Here is a 19,399-nt window from a genome sequence, read left to right as displayed (position 1 = left end):
AGTACCGGGCGTACTCCCGTCGATATCATTAATATTCACATTAGCTGATTGAAACACCTTTCACACCCGTTATGTCTTTTAGTGACTTTAATAAGTCTTCAATCGACGTCGCCGCATGAAGCTGAATATCAATAGCAACCACGTCATGATCTTCATTTTCTTGCAACGAAACTAAATCAGTTTTTATTTTTTGTTGTTTAAACCAGTTGAGCATCGACAGCGTATTACCGTTCACCAACGTCAGCTGTAAATGGTAATTCTTGTTCATCAGCCGGAAAGTTAATTGATGGAAAACTTCCAGTACCAACAAGGTCATTACAGAACCGTAAATCCCCAGCTCATACATGCCGCTACCAATCACCATACCGATTGCTGCTGTTACCCAGATATCCGCAGCGGTGGTGAGGCCGACAATATTTTGATTACGAACGAGGATATTACCCGCGCCTATAAAACCGACGCCAGTGACAACCTGAGCGGCAATACGGCTGGGATCAAGCCCGACGTGATCAAGCGCCAGCACATCAGCGAAACCATATTTCGACACAATCATAAACAGGGCGCTACCCATACCGATTAAGACATGTGTACGAAGCCCTGCCCCTTTGCCGCGGATTTGCCTTTCCATGCCAATAGCACCACAGGCAATAGCAGCCAGGATTAGACGAATAATAAATTCTGCAGTCATATAAAAATGCAAAAAGGAGCAGCAAGATGGCTCAACTTGCTACTCCTTTTTGCTTTATTCCTGTTAATTCGGCAGGACATTTGCCAATTTATCTTTGAAGGTATACAAATTTTTCTGCGGATTTTTCTTACAATATTCAATCACTTTAGGAATCTGAGTCAGATCAGTTTCATTTAAGGTTACAGTATCACCACCTTTGTAAACCGTTTCCTCATGCAGCATCCACCATGCAACCGGTGTCATCGCTTTTGGATTCAGGTCAATAAATTCCTGACAAGTCATATCTTTAGCAGATTCATTAGCAGCCAGTGCAGATTGTGCATTAACCAGTGAAAGTGCCGCTACAGCGCCAACGAAAATCATGGCTTTACGTAGAGATGAAATATTCATTTTACAACCCATTCAACAAATAAAGTATATATGAACAGGAGGATTATCTGCTTTAACGCGAGGTATTCCTGCCTGTTCAATATTCAAGGAAATACGATGCAACGCATTCCATGAATTACATATCTTTCTTAATCTTGTCCCATTCGCCTTTAACTTTATCTTTAAAGCTGGCTTGTTTATCCTGAGTACAAGCCTGAACGATAGCTGGGGTTACGGTTGCAATGCCCTGAACATCCATAACCGCATCTTCTGGTTTATCTTTGTTATTCAGTGCTTCAGCAAAACCGACTGCAGTCGGCTGGAAGGATTCGTCCACAGCCAGGAAATCTTCACAGGTCCAGGAGTTGACAGGTTTTTTATTGTCAGCTGCTTTTTGTGCATCCGCGGCATTGCTCACAACTGGCAGAAGAAGCAGGCCACCAAGAATTACACCTAATACTTTTTTCATCGTAATATCCTCAACTATAAAGTGAAAGAGCCGTCACGAATCAATTTCGACATTGAGGTTATAACCTGGTTTTTTGGGTATGTCATGTTGAGATAAAATATCAAAATCAGATATTTTTATTTAAATACAATAAGTTACATGGGTGTTGGACACATTAATTAGGAAATTTTTATTAAATCACATGCATTCCTGGATGCATTTTTGGCATAGATTGATAGCAGGGGTTTTTCTTCTTAAATTTATAGGGTGGTTCTATGTTATATATAGATAAGGCAACAATTTTGAAATTTGATCTGGATATGCTTAAGAAGCATCGGAGAGCAATCCAGTTTATTGCTGTGCTACTGTTTATTGTCGGTTTGCTGTGTATAAGCTTCCCGTTTGTCTCTGGCGATATCCTTAGCACAGTCGTTGGCGCATTATTAATCTGCTCAGGCATTGCGCTTATTGTCGGTTTATTCAGCAACCGGAGTCATAATTTCTGGCCTGTATTATCCGGCTTCCTTGTCGCTGTCGCCTATTTGTTGATCGGCTATTTCTTCATCCGCGCACCAGAACTGGGAATTTTTGCTATTGCGGCGTTTATCGCTGGCTTGTTTTGTGTCGCTGGGGTTATTCGCTTGATGAGCTGGTATCGCCAGCGTTCAATGAAAGGCAGCTGGCTACAACTAGTCATTGGTATCCTGGATATCATCATCGCATGGATATTCCTGGGTGCAACGCCAATGGTTTCTGTAACACTAGTTTCTACACTGGTGGGGATAGAACTAATATTCAGCGCTGCCAGCTTGTTTAGCTTCGCTAGTTTATTCGTTAAAAAATAATCAATATCAGACCGTCGACACAGTATTTCCCACACCGCCTCATAATCACTTATGGTGACTATGAGGCATATAACACTCCCGCTTCATATCGCCACCATGGCAAAACATAAACCATCGTTGAAATAATTACCGTGCGACTCATTAAACAACTCGCTGAAACCTTTATGGTTTTATAAATTTCACAGCAAATTAGCCATTTCAAACATTATCATGGCTGATATTTTCTGTAGTCAGGTTTAATGTTTAAAAGTGCTGTGGGAAAATGAAATCAAGATTTGGCAAGCATTGACTCAATAAGAAGGTAATTAATGCAGTTGATGTTAATTTTCCCCAAAAATTAAAAAGAAAGCTGGCAATCCAATTGCCAGCTTAAGTAGAAACAAGGAGACTCGATATTTAAATCGGATTACTTTTTTATTTTAGTTTTATCATTCAGAAATCACAAACTTTAAATTGATAACTTATTCTTGGTAAAAATATGGGAATTGTTAATTTCCTGTTAGCACTAACAAATTTATAACAACCAGGAATATTACCTAGGATCAATATATGGAGTGCGTGATGGATAAATCTCAAGTTTTGATTAGTGTTAATAGACGTATTAGTTCACGAAGGGCAACGTTCTTATAGGCGTTTACTATATTGAACAACGAATTCGGACATGGATGTAAATAATGAAAAGGATGACATGTTCGAAACAATAACGGCTAAGGAGCAAGTTATGATTTTTCTCATGACGAAGGATTCTTTTCTTTTACAGGGCTTTTTGCAGTTGAAAGATAATCACGAAATGATAAAAATCAATTCCCTGTCAGAGATAAAAAGCATAGGTAACAAACCATTCAAGGTGATCATTGATACCTATCATAATCATATCCTTGATGAAGAAGCGATTAAGTTTCTTGAGAAGTTAGATGCTGAAAGAATCATTGTTCTGGCACCTTACCACATCAGTAAACTTAAAAGTCAGTCGCCTATCTTTTTTATCAGCCGTAAAGAAAGCATTAAAAACCTGATTGATATTACTTATGGAAAACACTTGCCTCATAAGAATTCTCAATTATGTTTCTCGCATAATCAATTCAAAATTATGCAATTAATCTTGAAGAACAAAAATGAAAGTAATATCACGTCAACACTGAAAATTTCGCAGCAGACATTAAAGATCCAGAAATTCAATATTATGTACAAGCTGAAACTTAGACGTATGAGCGACATCGTGACTCTGGGGATCTCTTCTTATTTTTAAGAAGGCGTTGATGTGGCCCAGCGATAAGTGCCTGAAATTGACGGCTGGCATGACGAGGGATGCAAATGCTGACTCCATTACTCCCGGTGATAACCAAAGGAGAAGCAAAAACGAACTTATTCCCCTGGTTTATGTATCCACCAGTAGAAACATTCGTTGCCCGGACGCAGGCAGAGACTGCCAGCAGAACGGCAACATTTTTTTTGCCATCTAAATCGCCACGTTGGTCACTCGGCCTGCATGCGCCATCACAGGCATACATCCCCATGGCTTGCACTATGCCGCAGGTCTGTAAATCCCTCATGCCTCTCCCCGCACACATTCAAAAAATCCGTAATTTTTCACGAATTTCCAGGGAATAAAATGAACAGAAAAAGAAAACTGTTAATACCGTTGTTATTCTGCGGCGTAATACTCACCGCATGCGACGACAAATCAGCGCAAAATGCTGGCGCCATGACGCCAGAAGTGGGCGTGGTGACGCTCTCCCCCGGCTCAATCAATGTCATGAGCGAATTGCCTGGCAGAACTGTTCCTTATGAAGTTGCTGAGATTCGCCCGCAGGTGGGTGGCATCATCATTAAGCGCAATTTTATCGAAGGCGATAAAGTTAACCAGGGCGATTCGTTGTATCAGATTGACCCTGCGCCCTTGCAGGCAGAGTTGAACTCAGCCAAAGGTTCGCTGGCGAAAGCCCTCTCTACCGCCAGCAATGCCCGCATTACCTTTAATCGCCAGGCATCGTTGCTGAAAACCAACTACGTCAGCCGTCAGGATTACGACACCGCGCGCACCCAGCTGAATGAGGCGGAAGCCAATGTCACCGTTGCCAAAGCGGCTGTTGAGCAGGCGACCATCAATCTGCGATACGCGAATGTCACCTCGCCCATTACGGGCGTCAGCGGGAAATCATCAGTGACCGTCGGCGCACTCGTTACCGCTAACCAGGCGGATTCACTGGTTACCGTACAGCGTCTGGACCCGATTTATGTCGATCTCACGCAGTCAGTGCAGGATTTTTTGCGCATGAAAGAAGAGGTCGCCAGTGGGCAAATCAAACAGGTTCAGGGAAGTACACCAGTACAGCTCAATCTGGAAAATGGTAAACGTTACAGCCAGACCGGTACGCTGAAATTCTCTGACCCGACGGTAGATGAAACCACGGGCTCCGTCACGTTGCGCGCGATTTTCCCCAATCCAAATGGCGACTTACTGCCAGGCATGTACGTCACAGCATTAGTGGATGAAGGTAGTCGCCAGAATGTGTTACTGGTGCCGCAGGAAGGCGTTACCCATAACGCTCAGGGCAAAGCAACGGCGCTCATTCTTGATAAAGATGACGTCGTGCAGTTACGTGAAATTGAGGCCACTAAAGCCATCGGCGACCAGTGGGTCGTCACTTCTGGCTTGCAAGCTGGCGATCGGGTGATCGTTTCCGGTTTGCAACGCATTCGCCCAGGTATCAAAGCACGCGCAATTTCCTCCAGCCAGGAAAACGCCAGCACCGAATCGAAACAATAACGTTGCAGGCTTAAGGGGACTTTCATGGCTAACTATTTTATTGATCGCCCGGTTTTTGCCTGGGTACTTGCCATTATTTTGATGCTCGCAGGCGGGCTGGCGATCATGAACTTACCGGTGGCGCAATATCCGCAGATTGCACCACCGACCATCACCGTTAGCGCCACCTATCCGGGTGCTGATGCGCAAACGGTAGAAGATTCAGTCACTCAGGTGATTGAGCAAAATATGAATGGACTTGATGGCCTGATGTATATGTCATCAACCAGTGATGCTGCGGGTAATGCGTCCATCACACTGACCTTTGAGACAGGAACGTCGCCCGATATTGCGCAGGTTCAGGTGCAGAATAAACTGCAACTTGCCATGCCATCACTCCCCGAAGCAGTACAGCAACAAGGGATTAGCGTCAATAAGTCGAGCAGCAATATCCTGATGGTGGCAGCGTTTATCTCTGAAAACGGCAGCCTCAATCAGTACGACATTGCAGACTATGTGGCTTCTAATATTAAAGATCCATTAAGTCGTACCGCAGGTGTCGGTAGCGTGCAGCTCTTTGGTTCAGAGTACGCCATGCGTATCTGGCTGGACCCGCAAAAACTCAATAAATACAACCTTGTTCCTGCCGATGTTATTTCCCAAATCAAGGTACAGAACAACCAGATTTCCGGCGGTCAACTGGGCGGAATGCCACAGGCGGCAGACCAACAACTGAACGCCTCGATCATTGTGCAGACACGTCTACAAACACCGGAAGAATTTGGCAAAATCCTGCTGAAAGTTCAGCAAGATGGTTCACAAGTGCTGCTGCGCGACGTTGCCCGCGTCGAGCTGGGAGCGGAAGATTACTCCACCGTAGCGCGCTATAACGGCAAACCTGCCGCCGGGATCGCTATCAAACTGGCTACCGGAGCAAACGCGCTCGATACCTCGCGGGCGGTAAAAGCAGAGCTCAACCGTTTATCGGCCTATTTCCCCGCCAGCCTGAAGACGGTTTATCCTTACGACACGACACCATTTATTAAAATTTCAATCCAGGAAGTTTTCAAAACGCTGGTTGAGGCCATCATCCTCGTCTTCCTGGTCATGTATCTGTTTTTACAAAACATTCGCGCTACGATCATCCCAACTATTGCCGTTCCGGTCGTTATTCTCGGCACATTTGCGATTTTGTCGGCGGTCGGTTTTACCATCAACACCCTCACCATGTTCGGGATGGTGCTGGCGATAGGGTTGCTGGTTGATGATGCTATCGTGGTGGTAGAAAACGTCGAGCGCGTGATAGCAGAAGATAAGCTGCCGCCGAAGGAAGCGACGCATAAATCAATGGGGCAAATCCAACGTGCGCTGGTCGGGATTGCCGTTGTGCTTTCCGCGGTGTTTATGCCAATGGCCTTTATGAGCGGCGCGACAGGGGAAATTTATCGTCAGTTCTCCATTACGCTGATCTCCTCCATGTTGCTTTCGGTGTTTGTGGCGATGAGTCTAACGCCTGCCCTTTGCGCCACCATTTTGAAAGCCGTTCCAGAAGGAGGTCACAAACAGAATGCGTTATTTGTGCGATTTAACCATCTGTTTGAAAAATCAACTCAACACTATACCGACAGTACCCGCTCACTGCTGCGCTGCACGGGTCGCTATATGGTGGTTTACCTGCTGATTTGTGCCGGGATGGCGGTGCTGTTTCTGCGTACACCGACCTCCTTCTTGCCGGAAGAGGATCAGGGGGTATTTATGACCACTGCACAGCTACCATCAGGTTCCACGATGGTTAACACCACTAAAGTGCTGCAGCAGGTGACCGATTACTATCTGACAAAAGAGAAAAATAATGTTCAGTCGGTGTTTACCGTTGGCGGCTTTGGTTTCAGCGGCCAGGGGCAAAACAACGGTCTGGCGTTTATCAGCCTGAAGCCGTGGTCTGAACGCGTCGGCGAAGAAAATTCGGTGACCGCGATTATTCAGCGGGCGATGGTGGCTCTTAGCCGCATCAATAAAGCAGTTATTTTCCCGTTCAACTTACCGGCGGTAGCAGAACTGGGGACAGCGTCAGGTTTTGATATGGAACTACTGGACAACGGCAACCTGGGGCATGAAAAGCTGACCCAGGCGAGAAACGAGTTACTGTCTCTGGCAGCACAATCCCCTGACCAGGTCACCGGGGTACGCCCGAACGGCCTGGAAGATACACCGATGTTCAAAGTCAACGTCAACGCCGCGAAAGCTGAGGCGATGGGCGTGGAGTTGTCCGATATCAACCAGACCATTTCCACCGCTTTCGGTAGTAGCTACGTGAACGACTTCCTTAACCAGGGACGAGTGAAAAAAGTGTATGTCCAGGCGGGAACACCGTTCCGCATGCTGCCAGACAATATAAACCAATGGTATGTGCGCAACGCCTCCGGCACGATGGCGCCGCTTTCTGCTTATTCTTCAACAGAATGGACCTACGGCTCACCACGTCTGGAACGCTACAACGGTATTCCAGCAATGGAGATTTTAGGGGAAGCGGCGGCAGGAAAAAGTACGGGTGACGCAATGAAATTTATGGCGGATCTGGTCGCAAAACTTCCGACTGGCGTTGGCTATTCATGGACCGGACTGTCATATCAGGAAGCGTTATCTTCCAACCAGGCACCGGCACTATATGCCATCTCGCTGGTCGTGGTGTTCCTTGCCCTCGCCGCACTTTATGAAAGCTGGTCAATTCCATTCTCAGTAATGCTGGTCGTACCGCTTGGGGTAATTGGCGCGTTACTGGCTACAGACCTGCGCGGCTTAAGCAATGACGTCTACTTCCAGGTTGGTCTGCTGACCACCATTGGGCTTTCCGCCAAGAACGCCATCCTGATTGTCGAGTTTGCGGTTGAGATGATGCAAAAAGAAGGGAAGACACCGATGGAAGCGATTATCGAAGCGGCACGGATGCGCTTACGCCCAATCCTGATGACCTCTCTGGCCTTTATTCTCGGCGTGCTGCCGCTGGTTATCAGTCATGGCGCAGGCTCCGGTGCGCAAAACGCAGTAGGTACAGGCGTTATGGGGGGGATGTTTGCAGCAACGGTGCTGGCGATTTACTTCGTTCCGGTCTTTTTCGTTGTGGTGGAACATCTCTTTGCCCGCTTTAAAAAAGCGTAACGCGTAAACGAGAGTAAGGTTGAACGTGAGGGTTCAGCCTTACTCTTTCCCGCTAACCACTCGCCACTCAACAGCCAGCTTACCGCCAGGAACATCAGACTCAGTAAACAGCATTGAAAGTAGAACCCGCTCCAACCGTTGGTTATCAATTTAAACAACACGACACTGACCAGAATTCCCGTAATTGTATGAATTGCAAACTTAATAATCCTGAACATGCCGCGTCTTTTCCTCCTGAAAATACGTTTACTGTTTTGCAAACTGCGAAAGCAAACTTGCCGGTGACCCGGCAGAGTTAATGAGGAAAGATTTTCACATGAAGTGTGAGGGAGATCCTGACCGACTTTCGAATGAGAAATCCAGTCAGTTAAAGGTCCCGGTTGACTGTTGCGCAAACTGGTGCGGTGTTACGCCATAGTACTGGCGGAAAGTATTAATAAAGTACGACGTACTACTATAGCCACATTTTTCTGCGACCATCGGCAGCGGGATTTGTCGTAACTCGAGCAATCGTCTGGCCATCGACATTCGCGAGGCCAACAATATTTTACTGAAGCAGGTATTTTCATCCTGCAATTTTTTCTTGATTAGGCTTTCACTGGTATACATTTTTTCGGCGATATCACGCAGATACCAACGTTTGGCTATATCACAGCCAATAATGCGTTCAACTTTACCTGAAACGGTACTAATGCTATTAAAAAGGAAAGGAATAAGTTCTTTATTTCGTGAAAACATCGAAAGGCAGGAAAAGTAAAGCATATTACTTAATGTCCTGGACGCAATATCTTCTTGAGCAAAACTATCAAATATCGCAGTGACCAGCGGCATTGGTGGTGTTGGGTTAACTAGCAACCGTTTTTTACCATGCAGCCCTAAACACCGCCCCGAAAGACGGATATTGTGCAAGTAATAGCTAATGATCCTTTCATCGATATCTAGTCTGCGGGCATAGGATTCATCAAAAGGAAAACTCTCCACCATATTTTTGTCCATCAAAAGAATACTCTCTTTTTGCAAATAGAGTTTCTGCTGCTCATGATAAATATCAAATGAACGGCGGGTGAGGATCACTGAGCAAACGTGTGTCATGACAAGCCCTTATATTCCATTACTACAACCATTACAATTTCAGTATACAAATGAAATGATGTATGACTCCTGTAAAAAGCCAAAACTGCCAAAATTGGTAGGACCAAAAAGTAATCACATACATAAGCGCATATATCAGTTAAGCCATAAAAAGTAAATGTATGCGTGATATATCTTAAATTTGTGTATAGCTTATGTTTATAAAAAATTGGCTGATCTTATCTCCAGCAAAAGTTATATTTAACCCACTGAGAGCACAAAGTTTCCCGTGCCAACATGGAGTGTTATAACGGCTTATTAGTCTGGAGACGGCAGACTATCCTCTTCCCGGTCCCCTATGCCGGGTTTTTTTTATCTTCAAAAAGCAATTATAACCTTACTATCCTTTCAGGGTGACAACACTTTTCTGCTACACAAATATCCATCATCAGAGGGTTATCACACCCTCTTTCAGCTATTCGTTCATGATACTCTGTCGGTGTCATGCCATAATAATTGCGAAAAACATAAATAAAATACGACACACTGTTATAGCCACACGACACGGCCACTCGCTTTATAGAAAAGCCATGTATTACAATGAGTTGTAACGCTCTTCGCATTCTACATTCGGTAAGCAATTGCGAATAAGACGTCTCTTCTTCACGTAATTTTTTCTTTAACAAACTAGGACTCATCAATAACTCGCTGGCTATTTTCGCCAATGACCATTCATGAGCGATATTACGGTTAATAACCGTACAAACCCGCGTTCGCATATTGGGCTGTAGGATATTCATGAGTAGCGCTATAAACTGTTCATCTTCAAGAAAAACCGACAATATCGCGAATATTAATGCCCTGTTACGTAAGACCTCACCATAGCGGAGATTTTTACTCTGTGAAAGCTGCACAACTTCCTGAAAAACAGGGATATCTCGGGTACAGTGATGCACAATTAACGAAGGAACTTTTTTACAGGCATGAAGATTTAATGCCTCCTCCTTGAGCATCGGGAGAAATAATGAAAGTGTTTCCTTAGTGACAAAGACGACGTTCTCTGCACATTTATCAATTAAAATCTGGTTTGCATCCGCAAAAACCAAATCACCACCGTTAAAACAGCGATATTCACCATTCTGCATGGTGAGAATATATTTATGCTTTGCGTACGCAATTAAACAAGTTCCATGTAGTGATTGCATCATTAATACACTATAACAGAAACATATTATTGTATTTAATGTAGCACGCCAACACCCTAAGTCAAATCGCGACTTAAACAAAGCTTAAACGAAAAAAAAAAGAGTAGCATCCTAAGTGGTTAGAAGCATTGTTCCGGGTCACTTATTTTTCAATCTGTTAGAGAAAAAAATAAGCAATAATAACGGATATGAATAATAACTGATGCATTCTATTTTAATTTGTACAAGATTTAATTTATATTGCAAATTATTCAATTATATGAATTTCCCAAAAAACAAAAAAATGATCAGAATTAGCATCCTGATCATTACGCCACTGCTCTTATTTATAGGATATATTTCTTTACCGTGAATGAATTACACCCGCATGCTCCTGGCATGCAGGTGACATTCGGTTATCAGGTATGTTTAAAGCTGTTCTGCTGGGCAATGCCCTGCAGTTTCGGGTGATCGCTGAGGTATTTCAGGGAGGCTTTGTAGTCTTCCAGTAACAGTTCAGCGAAGTCCATTTCGAAGCCACGGCGGCACATAATGCGCATTACCACGATGTCGGTGGCTTCACCGCCGAGAGTAAATGCCGGAACCTGCCAGCCGCGCAGACGCAGACGTTCAGAGAGGTCATACAGGGTATATCCTGGATTTTCCCCGTCTTTCAGTTTGAAGCACACCGCCGGGATACCTTCATCCGGGCGACCCGTACAGATGAACTCATACGGCCCCAGTTTGGCGATTTCATCCGCCAGATAAGCAGCAACCTGGTAAGAGGCGTTCTGTACTTTGGTATAACCTTCACGACCGAGGCGCAGGAATTCATAGTACTGGGCAATCACCTGACCTGCCGGACGGGAGAAGTTGATGGCGAAAGTACCAATCTGACCGCCGAGATAGTCAACGTTGAATATCAGTTCTTTCGGCAGCGCTTCTTCATCACGCCAGATAACCCAGCCGCAGCCCAGCGGAGCCAGACCGAATTTATGGCCTGAAGCACTGATCGATTTCACGCGCGGCAGGCGGAAGTCCCAGACAATATCCGGCGCCACGAACGGCGCAAGGAAACCACCGCTGGCGGCGTCGATGTGCATGTCGATGTCGATACCGGTGTCGGCCTGGAATTTATCCAGTGCATCGTGCAGCGGTTGCGGGAACTCATAGTTACCGGTATAGGTCACGCCGAAAGTCGGCACCACGCCGATGGTGTTTTCGTCGCAGGCCTCAATCATGCGTTTCGGATCCATGAATAGCTGACCGGGACGCATAGGGATCTCACGCAGCTCGACATCCCAGTAGCGGGCAAATTTATGCCAGCAGATTTGCACCGGGCCGCAGACCAGGTTTGGTTTATCAGTCGGCTTGCCTGCGGCTTCCATACGCTTGCGCCAACGCCATTTCATCGCCATCCCACCGAGCATACAGGCCTCGGAAGAACCAATGGTGTTGGTGCCAACGGCCTGGCCGTTTTTCGGTGCAGGCGCGTGCCACAGGTCAGCAACCATATTTACACAGCGCAGGTCGATGGCTGCGGATTGCGGATATTCTTCTTTGTCGATCCAGTTTTTGTTGATCGACAGATCCATCAATTTATGGACATTTTCGTCGTCCCAGGTCTGGCAAAATGTTGCCAGGTTCTGACGCGCATTACCGTCGAGAAATAATTCATCATTGATAATTTGAAATGCGACATCATCACGCATTTCATGCAGCGGAAAATGTTTAGATTCCGCGATAGTAGAAATTGCCTTCGCGCCAAAACGCGAGTCGAGTAGTTCTGAGCGGAAATCCGTTAACAGCTTCTGGTCCATTTCGAACTCCTTAAATTTATTTGAAGGCAATAAAAAAGTAGGATTTATCTGGAATGGACGCAAGGGATTACAGGTATAATTTAAATAACAAAATCCTAAGCATGAAATTGATTTATCTATATAATAAGAGAACGCTATTAATATTGACACCAGAAATCACCAAATTAATTTCAAATATATAATTGAGGAATGCCTGTTATTTCTTTAATTACCAAATAGATTTTACTTCCTTCGGCATTCTTACACAGATAACCGCTACTCTTATTTGTAACAACAACGATGTACTTGCTTTTATCATAGAGTGCGTGAATGTTCCGAAAATGAAATTTTGCAAAAAAAACGTTTATCACTCATTTTCTTTGTATATTAAGGAGTTATATTTTTTGACACATTAATAAACGTGATCTTCCGCACACTTCATCCCCCATCGACCGTAGCGAATGACTACTCTTAAAGGAAAGCCCGATAATTAGAGACGAATTTCGGAGGTCGGATCCTTATGCTCAATCAGAAAATTCAAAACCTTAATCCAGATGAACGGATGATCGAAGTCGATCTCTGCTATGAGCTGGATCCGTATGAATTAAAACTGGATGAGATGATTGAGGCAGAGCCAGAACCCGAGATGATTGAGGGGCTACCCGCCTCTGATGCGCTGACCCCTGCCGATCGTTATCTCGAACTGTTCGAGCATGTCCAGTCGGCGAAAATTTTCCCTGACAGCAAAACCTTCCCTGACTGCGCCCCCAAAATGGACCCGCTGGATATCTTAATCCGCTATCGTAAAGTGCGCCGTCATCGCGATTTCGACTTACGCCAGTTTGTTGAAAAGCACTTCTGGCTGCCGGAAGTCTACTCCAGCGAGTATGTATCAGACCCGCAAAATTCCCTGAAAGAGCATATCGACCAGCTGTGGCCGGTGCTAACCCGCGAACCCCAGGATCATATTCCCTGGTCTTCTCTGCTGGCGCTGCCGCAATCGTACATTGTCCCGGGGGGCCGTTTTAGCGAAACCTACTACTGGGATTCCTATTTCACCATGCTGGGGCTGGCAGAGAGCGGGCGTGAGGATTTACTGAAATGCATGGCCGATAACTTCGCCTGGATGATAGAAAACTATGGCCACATCCCCAACGGCAACCGCACCTATTATTTGAGCCGCTCGCAGCCACCGGTTTTTGCGTTAATGGTGGAGCTATTTGAAGAAGATGGTGTGCGCGGTGCACGCCGTTACCTTGATCATCTAAAAATGGAATATGCCTTCTGGATGGACGGCGCAGAATCACTGATTCCGAATCAGGCCTATCGCCATGTGGTGCGGATGCCGGACGGTGCCCTGCTCAACCGTTATTGGGATGACCGCGACACGCCGCGCGATGAATCCTGGCTGGAAGATGTGGAAACCGCGAAACACTCCGGTCGCCCGCCTAACGAGGTGTATCGCGATTTACGCGCAGGTGCCGCTTCTGGCTGGGATTACTCATCACGCTGGCTACGTGACGCGGGCCGTCTGGCAAGCATTCGCACTACCCAATTCATCCCCATCGACCTTAATGCTTTCCTGTTTAAACTGGAGAGCGCCATTGCCAACATCTCGGCGCTGAAAGGTGAGAAAGAGACAGAAACGCTGTTCCGCCAGAAAGCCAGCGCCCGCCGCGATGCAGTTAACCGTTATCTCTGGGATGATGAAAACGGCATCTACCGCGATTACGACTGGCGGCGCGAGCAGTTAGCCCTCTTTTCCGCTGCCGCTATTGTGCCGTTATACGTGGGCATGGCGAATCACGAACAGGCAGACCGCCTGGCAAACGCCGTACGTAGCCGTTTACTGACGCCGGGAGGGATTCTGGCGAGCGAGTATGAAACCGGAGAACAGTGGGATAAACCCAACGGCTGGGCGCCATTGCAGTGGATGGCGATTCAGGGATTTAAAATGTACGGCGATGACTATCTGGGTGATGAAATCGCGCGTAGCTGGCTGAAGACAGTGAACCAGTTTTACCTGGAACACCACAAACTGATCGAGAAATACCATATTGCCGATGGCATTCCCCGTGAGGGCGGCGGGGGCGAATATCCGTTGCAGGATGGATTTGGCTGGACCAACGGTGTGGTACGGCGCCTGATAGGTTTGTACGGCGAACCGTAATAGTTTTACAGCCAGCCACGAACAACCTGCTGGCTATAAAATTACCCTCTTCAGGAGGCGATATTTAACATCATCGCCGCCTGAGTGCGGTTTTTCACTTCCAGGCGGCGGTAAAGCGACTCCAGATGCGCTTTAACCGTTCCGGTACTGATATTTAGCGCCCTGCCGATCTCTTTATTTGATTCACCTGCCGCCAACATAGTTAAAATTTCCCGCTGGCGGGCACTTAGCGATTTGAGATCTTTTGTGTCTTTTTCCGGTGTAGTTCGCCAGTCTCCGGGCAGAAACATCATTCCCATTGCCGCGCTATTTACCGCCAATGCAAACGTCTCGACGGCTGAATCACGCGGTACAATTGCCATCACGTTAAAATGGATAACTTCCTGTAACCATCGTTTGCTGCAATCCGTCGCCGTTATCAACACTTTAACATCAGGAAATTGCACTACGGTTTTTTGCAGTAACCAGTAGCAAAACTCACCATCCTGATCGCCATCAAGCATGACTAAGGCTTCAGGGGAGCTTTCCAGTTTTTGCCACAGTTCATCTGCCTGATCGACGCCCTGAATACTCACTCCTGGAATACGCTGCTGTAAGCTGATTTTCATTCCGTGAATAAATATTGACTGCCTGTCAAACATGATTATATGCATTACTGAATCTCCACCTGGATACGTTAAAACTCTTAAGTAGGGGAAGGGTATTACCCGAGAGGCAAAATAAGAATTCGCCATTTGGCGGTAGCCATTCTACAGATATGCAATGTGGAAAATAGTTACCGATATAAATAGTTACAGCTGACGGCCTGAAATTACATGTCGAGGGCATTATTTAAAACATTTTTGAGGATATCCTTATATCTTCGTCTGACAAGCATTCAAATAAACCGTGATTTTCGCGAGAACTGACTAAATACCTGACCGCAAAACGATTAAATTGCGCACGAATAGCCAATACTACATTTACTATTTTGCAGGAAATTGCTGAAAAGACAGTCTTTCAAGCGTTAATTTTCCTTTTCCATGCAGCTAATCAGACATTTCCTTCTAAAAAATATCTGTATTAATCATTACTACGTTGTGAAACCTTGCATTAAATGCTAGAAAAAACAATAAATAATGCGATATACGCGTTACTGTTTCGCTGTGAACAACAATCGGTCAAAGAAATGGATAAAATTCACGCAATGCAGTTGTTCATTAAGGTCGCAGAGCTGGAAAGTTTTTCCCGCGCAGCGGATTTCTTTGCTCTGCCAAAGGGAAGTGTTTCACGCCAGATACAGGCGCTGGAACATCAGCTTGGCACCCAGTTGCTGCATCGCACTACGCGGCGAGTCAAACTTACCCCCGACGGCATGACCTATTACCAACGAGCGAAAGATGTGTTGAGTAATCTCAACGAACTGGACGGCCTGTTTCAGCAGGATACCACCAGCATCAGCGGCAAATTACGCGTCGATATCCCGCTCGGAATTGCGAAAAACCTGTTGCTACCGCGCCTGCCAGAATTTCTTCATCAGTACCCAGGGATTGAACTGGAATTAAGTAGCAGTGACCGGGCGATTGATATTCTTCGTGATGGCTATGATTGCGTGATGCGCACGGGCTCGTTGCCCGACGAGGGTATTATTACCCGCCCCCTCGGCAAACTGACGATGGTCAACTGTGCCAGCCCGCACTATCTGACGCGTTTTGGTTATCCGCAAAGTGTGGACGATCTGACTTCGCACGCGGTGGTGCATTACACGCCGCATTTGGGCGCGCATCCATTAGGTTTTGAGGTTGCCACCAGTAATGGCGTCCAGTGGTTTAAGTCCGGCGGCATGTTGACGGTAAACAGTAGCGAAACCTATCTCGCCGCCGGCCTGGCGGGTCTGGGTATCATTCAAATCCCCCGCGTCGCCGTACGCGAAGCCCTACGCACCGGGCGGCTTATTGAAGTGTTGCCCAACTACCGCGCCGAGCCGCTATCCATTTCTCTGGTTTATCCCCAGCGTCGGGAGCTTTCCCGCCGTGTAAATCTGTTTATGCAGTGGCTGGCTGGCGTAATAAAAGAGCACCTGGACTGACCGACTATACTTTTAAAGACAGACAACGACAGAAGGACTAAAGAGCGGATGACGCAGGAAAACGAGATCAAACGTCCCCCCCAGGAACTGGAACACGAGCCGATTAAACATCTGGATAATAGCGATAAAGGCAGCAAAGTCAGTCAGGCGTTGGAAACCGTCACCACCACTGCCGAGAAAATCCAACGTCAACCCATCATCGCGCACCTGATACGCGCGACGGAACGCTTTAACGATCGGCTGGGTAACCAGTTTGGTGCGGCTATCACCTATTTCTCGTTTTTATCGATGATCCCGATTTTAATGGTGTCGTTTGCCGCAGGGGGCTTTGTGCTGGCCTCCCATCCGATGCTGCTGCAGGATATCTTCGACAAAATTCTGCAAAACATCAGCGATCCGACGCTGGCGGCCACATTGAAAAATACCATCAACACCGCCGTTCAGCAGCGTACGACCGTAGGGCTTGTCGGCCTGGCGGTGGCGCTTTATTCCGGGATTAACTGGATGGGAAATTTGCGTGAAGCAATTCGCGCTCAATCGCGTGATGTTTGGGAACGTTCACCGCAAGATCAGGAGAAGTTTTGGGTTAAGTATCTGCGTGATTTTATTTCGCTAATTGGTTTATTGATTGCGCTGATTGTCACGCTTTCAATAACCTCGGTTGCCGGTTCGGCGCAGCAAATGATTATTAGCGCCCTGCACCTTAACAGTATTGAGTGGCTGAAACCGACGTGGCGGTTGATTGGCATGGCGATTTCTATCTTCGCCAACTATCTGCTTTTCTTCTGGATCTTCTGGCGTCTTCCGCGTCATCGCCCGCGCAAAAAGGCGCTGATTCGTGGAACATTCATCGCGGCTATTGGTTTTGAAGTCATTAAAATCGTGATGACGTATACCCTGCCGTCGTTGATGAAATCCCCCTCTGGCGCGGCATTTGGTTCCGTGCTGGGGCTGATGGCGTTTTTTTACTTCTTTGCCCGTCTGACGTTGTTTTGCGCGGCGTGGATTGCCACCGCCGAATACAAAGACGACCCGCGAATGCCGGGGAAAACGCAGCATTAAAATAGGTCGGATGCGGCGTAAACGCCTTATTCGGCCTACGAATTTATTCGACCTGGCTCCCCGTAGGCCGGATAAGATGCACCAGCATCGCATCCGGCTATAATGCTTACATAACTACCTGAAACTCTTCCCCTGGACCTCTTCAGCCATCTCTTCGGGAGCCAACAATTTCACACCAACTCATAAACCCAGCATATAAATCCAGTTGGTAACTTTTATTTAACCTGAAACCAGTTTTATCCACCATTTATGAAATTGTGTGAAGCATTTCATAGAAGAAAAATCACTCGTCTAAACATTATCCGCTTTTTGCCTGGTTTTTGACCTTTTCCGCGATTTGTTACACATTGAAATATCACTTTTGCTGTGCGTAATATGGCTATTCGTTCGCCAAAAAATAAGAAAAGATTATGCAAGCAACAGCTACAACACTCGACAACGAGCAAGAATACAAGCCGATAAACTCACGTAATAAAGTCCTTGTCGCCTCCCTCATTGGCACGGCCATTGAGTTCTTCGACTTCTACATTTACGCCACTGCGGCCGTTATTGTGTTCCCGCATATCTTCTTCCCGCAGGGCGATCCCGCCGCGGCGACGCTACAGTCGCTCGCCACCTTCGCCATCGCTTTCGTCGCACGCCCAATCGGTTCTGCCGTATTTGGCCATTTTGGCGATCGCGTTGGGCGTAAAGCGACGCTGGTCGCCTCGTTGCTAACGATGGGGATTTCAACAGTGGTGATTGGTCTGCTGCCGGGCTACGCCACGATTGGTATTTTCGCCCCGCTGCTGCTGGCACTGGCTCGATTTGGTCAGGGTCTGGGATTAGGCGGTGAATGGGGTGGCGCAGCGCTGCTGGCAACCGAGAACGCACCACCGCGTAAACGTGCGCTGTACGGCTCCTTCCCACAGCTGGGCGCACCGATTGGCTTCTTCTTTGCTAACGGCACTTTTCTGCTGCTTTCCTGGTTGCTGACTGATGAGCAGTTTATGAGCTGGGGCTGGCGCGTGCCGTTTATCTTCTCGGCGGTGCTGGTCATTATCGGCCTGTATGTTCGCGTGTCGCTGCATGAGTCACCGGTGTTTGAGAAAGTCGCTAAAGCGAAAAAGCAGGTGAAGATCCCGCTGGGTACTCTGCTGACCAAACACGTACGCGTCACGGTGCTCGGTACCTTCATCATGCTGGCAACCTATACGCTGTTTTACATCATGACCGTCTACTCAATGACCTTCAGTACCGCCGCCGCGCCAATTGGGCTTGGCCTGCCGCGTAATGAAGTGCTGTGGATGCTGATGATGGCAGTTATTGGTTTTGGCGTGATGGTACCAGTAGCCGGATTGCTGGCCGATGCCTTTGGGCGGCGTAAAAGCATGGTGATCATCACGACGCTTATCATCCTGTTCGCGCTGTTCGCCTTTAATCCACTGCTCGGTTCTGGCAATCCGATTCTGGTTTTTGCTTTCCTGCTGCTGGGGTTAAGCCTGATGGGGCTGACCTTCGGGCCGATGGGCGCGCTGTTACCAGAGCTGTTCCCGACAGAAGTGCGTTACACCGGAGCATCATTCTCTTACAACGTATCGTCGATTCTCGGGGCTTCCGTTGCGCCGTATATCGCGGCCTGGTTGCAAACTAACTACGGGTTAGGTGCGGTGGGGTTATATCTGGCGGCAATGGCTGGCTTGACGTTAATCGCCCTGCTGCTGACGCATGAGACGCGACATCAGTCGTTGTAATAAGACTGAAAAGCCTGATGCGCTACGCTGCTTATCGGGCCTGAATTTCCATAC

Annotated in this window: 15 protein-coding genes; 8 read left to right on the top strand and 7 right to left on the bottom strand. The window is 47.0% G+C overall.

Going from position 1 to position 19,399, the window contains the following annotated elements:
* Positions 1–40 precede the first annotated feature (40 nt).
* The 3 genes from AACU94_RS22005 to hdeA form a co-directional block, all read right to left on the bottom strand.
* Entirely contained in the window at positions 41–688 is a 648-nt protein-coding gene (locus AACU94_RS22005; protein WP_135488616.1) for an MgtC/SapB family protein, read from the bottom strand.
* Positions 689–751: 63 nt separating this feature from the next.
* Positions 752–1,078: an acid-activated periplasmic chaperone HdeB gene (hdeB, locus tag AACU94_RS22000; protein WP_130209187.1), complete on the bottom strand. Its 327-nt coding sequence runs from the start codon at positions 1,076–1,078 to the stop codon at positions 752–754.
* 115 nt (positions 1,079–1,193) lie between these two features.
* Positions 1,194–1,526, bottom strand: coding sequence for an acid-activated periplasmic chaperone HdeA (gene hdeA / locus AACU94_RS21995; RefSeq protein WP_130209189.1), 333 nt, complete (start codon positions 1,524–1,526; stop codon positions 1,194–1,196).
* Between the two features lie 254 nt (positions 1,527–1,780).
* Here hdeA and hdeD point away from each other — a divergent pair, with 254 nt between their 5' ends.
* The 4 genes from hdeD to mdtF all read left to right on the top strand — a co-directional run bounded on the left by hdeD (position 1,781) and on the right by mdtF (position 8,258).
* Positions 1,781–2,350, top strand: a complete 570-nt coding sequence (gene hdeD / locus AACU94_RS21990; RefSeq protein ID WP_130221293.1) for an acid-resistance protein HdeD — start codon at positions 1,781–1,783, stop codon at positions 2,348–2,350.
* 721 nt (positions 2,351–3,071) lie between these two features.
* The gene (gene gadE / locus AACU94_RS21985) at positions 3,072–3,599 is read left to right on the top strand and encodes an acid resistance transcriptional activator GadE (protein WP_064527778.1); all 528 of its coding nucleotides are present in this window, start codon (positions 3,072–3,074) and stop codon (positions 3,597–3,599) included.
* A 363-nt stretch (positions 3,600–3,962) separates the two neighbouring features.
* Positions 3,963–5,120 carry a multidrug transporter subunit MdtE gene (mdtE, locus tag AACU94_RS21975; RefSeq protein ID WP_135488614.1) on the top strand — a complete coding sequence of 386 codons (1,158 nt, stop codon included), beginning with the start codon at positions 3,963–3,965 and terminating at the stop codon, positions 5,118–5,120.
* Between the two features lie 24 nt (positions 5,121–5,144).
* Positions 5,145–8,258, top strand: a complete 3,114-nt coding sequence (mdtF, locus tag AACU94_RS21970; RefSeq protein WP_130258760.1) for a multidrug efflux pump RND permease MdtF — start codon at positions 5,145–5,147, stop codon at positions 8,256–8,258.
* Positions 8,259–8,621: 363 nt separating this feature from the next.
* On the opposite strand, the gene gadW is transcribed toward mdtF, so the two are convergent.
* The 3 genes from gadW to AACU94_RS21955 form a co-directional block, all read right to left on the bottom strand.
* Positions 8,622–9,350 (bottom strand): acid resistance transcriptional activator GadW, encoded by a 729-nt coding sequence (gene gadW / locus AACU94_RS21965; protein WP_130217846.1) that lies wholly within the window; start codon positions 9,348–9,350, stop codon positions 8,622–8,624.
* 368 nt (positions 9,351–9,718) lie between these two features.
* Positions 9,719–10,534, bottom strand: coding sequence for a DNA-binding transcriptional regulator GadX (gene gadX / locus AACU94_RS21960; RefSeq protein ID WP_130221411.1), 816 nt, complete (start codon positions 10,532–10,534; stop codon positions 9,719–9,721).
* Positions 10,535–10,932: 398 nt separating this feature from the next.
* Positions 10,933–12,333, bottom strand: coding sequence for a glutamate decarboxylase (locus AACU94_RS21955; RefSeq protein WP_135488613.1), 1,401 nt, complete (start codon positions 12,331–12,333; stop codon positions 10,933–10,935).
* A gap of 499 nt (positions 12,334–12,832) precedes the next feature.
* On the opposite strand from AACU94_RS21955, the gene AACU94_RS21950 reads away from it, so the two are divergent.
* Positions 12,833–14,482: an alpha,alpha-trehalase gene (locus AACU94_RS21950; RefSeq protein WP_135487082.1), complete on the top strand. Its 1,650-nt coding sequence runs from the start codon at positions 12,833–12,835 to the stop codon at positions 14,480–14,482.
* Positions 14,483–14,532: 50 nt separating this feature from the next.
* Here the strand turns inward: AACU94_RS21950 and AACU94_RS21945 are convergent, their stop codons facing one another.
* Positions 14,533–15,135, bottom strand: a complete 603-nt coding sequence (locus AACU94_RS21945) for a helix-turn-helix transcriptional regulator (RefSeq protein ID WP_064527789.1) — start codon at positions 15,133–15,135, stop codon at positions 14,533–14,535.
* Between the two features lie 515 nt (positions 15,136–15,650).
* Here AACU94_RS21945 and AACU94_RS21940 point away from each other — a divergent pair.
* The 3 genes from AACU94_RS21940 (at position 15,651) to AACU94_RS21930 (ending at position 19,345) form a co-directional block, all read left to right on the top strand.
* Positions 15,651–16,550 (top strand): LysR family transcriptional regulator, encoded by a 900-nt coding sequence (locus AACU94_RS21940; RefSeq protein ID WP_205713086.1) that lies wholly within the window; start codon positions 15,651–15,653, stop codon positions 16,548–16,550.
* 48 nt (positions 16,551–16,598) lie between these two features.
* Positions 16,599–17,612, top strand: coding sequence for an inner membrane protein YhjD (yhjD, locus tag AACU94_RS21935; protein ID WP_135488611.1), 1,014 nt, complete (start codon positions 16,599–16,601; stop codon positions 17,610–17,612).
* A 410-nt stretch (positions 17,613–18,022) separates the two neighbouring features.
* On the top strand, positions 18,023–19,345 hold the full coding sequence (locus tag AACU94_RS21930) for an MFS transporter (protein WP_130216306.1): 1,323 nt from the start codon (positions 18,023–18,025) through the stop codon (positions 19,343–19,345).
* Positions 19,346–19,399: the final 54 nt, after the last annotated feature.

It is taken from the genome of Escherichia sp. E4702, from assembly GCF_963883545.1.
Classification (GTDB): domain Bacteria; phylum Pseudomonadota; class Gammaproteobacteria; order Enterobacterales; family Enterobacteriaceae; genus Escherichia.
Note: the sequence above shows the minus strand (reverse complement) of the source record. Positions and strands in the feature narration are given on the sequence as shown.

What these genes read in the sequence shown, in the direction of transcription:
- AACU94_RS22005 (WP_135488616.1), bottom strand. Translation starts at nt 688, where the DNA reads ATGACTGCAGAATTTATTATTCGTCTAATCCTGGCTGCTATTGCCTGT.
- hdeB (WP_130209187.1), bottom strand. Translation starts at nt 1,078, where the DNA reads ATGAATATTTCATCTCTACGTAAAGCCATGATTTTCGTTGGCGCTGTA.
- hdeA (WP_130209189.1), bottom strand. Translation starts at nt 1,526, where the DNA reads ATGAAAAAAGTATTAGGTGTAATTCTTGGTGGCCTGCTTCTTCTGCCA.
- hdeD (WP_130221293.1), top strand. Translation starts at nt 1,781, where the DNA reads ATGTTATATATAGATAAGGCAACAATTTTGAAATTTGATCTGGATATG.
- gadE (WP_064527778.1), top strand. Translation starts at nt 3,072, where the DNA reads ATGATTTTTCTCATGACGAAGGATTCTTTTCTTTTACAGGGCTTTTTG.
- mdtE (WP_135488614.1), top strand. Translation starts at nt 3,963, where the DNA reads ATGAACAGAAAAAGAAAACTGTTAATACCGTTGTTATTCTGCGGCGTA.
- mdtF (WP_130258760.1), top strand. Translation starts at nt 5,145, where the DNA reads ATGGCTAACTATTTTATTGATCGCCCGGTTTTTGCCTGGGTACTTGCC.
- gadW (WP_130217846.1), bottom strand. Translation starts at nt 9,350, where the DNA reads ATGACACACGTTTGCTCAGTGATCCTCACCCGCCGTTCATTTGATATT.
- gadX (WP_130221411.1), bottom strand. Translation starts at nt 10,534, where the DNA reads ATGCAATCACTACATGGAACTTGTTTAATTGCGTACGCAAAGCATAAA.
- AACU94_RS21955 (WP_135488613.1), bottom strand. Translation starts at nt 12,333, where the DNA reads ATGGACCAGAAGCTGTTAACGGATTTCCGCTCAGAACTACTCGACTCG.
- AACU94_RS21950 (WP_135487082.1), top strand. Translation starts at nt 12,833, where the DNA reads ATGCTCAATCAGAAAATTCAAAACCTTAATCCAGATGAACGGATGATC.
- AACU94_RS21945 (WP_064527789.1), bottom strand. Translation starts at nt 15,135, where the DNA reads ATGCATATAATCATGTTTGACAGGCAGTCAATATTTATTCACGGAATG.
- AACU94_RS21940 (WP_205713086.1), top strand. Translation starts at nt 15,651, where the DNA reads ATGGATAAAATTCACGCAATGCAGTTGTTCATTAAGGTCGCAGAGCTG.
- yhjD (WP_135488611.1), top strand. Translation starts at nt 16,599, where the DNA reads ATGACGCAGGAAAACGAGATCAAACGTCCCCCCCAGGAACTGGAACAC.
- AACU94_RS21930 (WP_130216306.1), top strand. Translation starts at nt 18,023, where the DNA reads ATGCAAGCAACAGCTACAACACTCGACAACGAGCAAGAATACAAGCCG.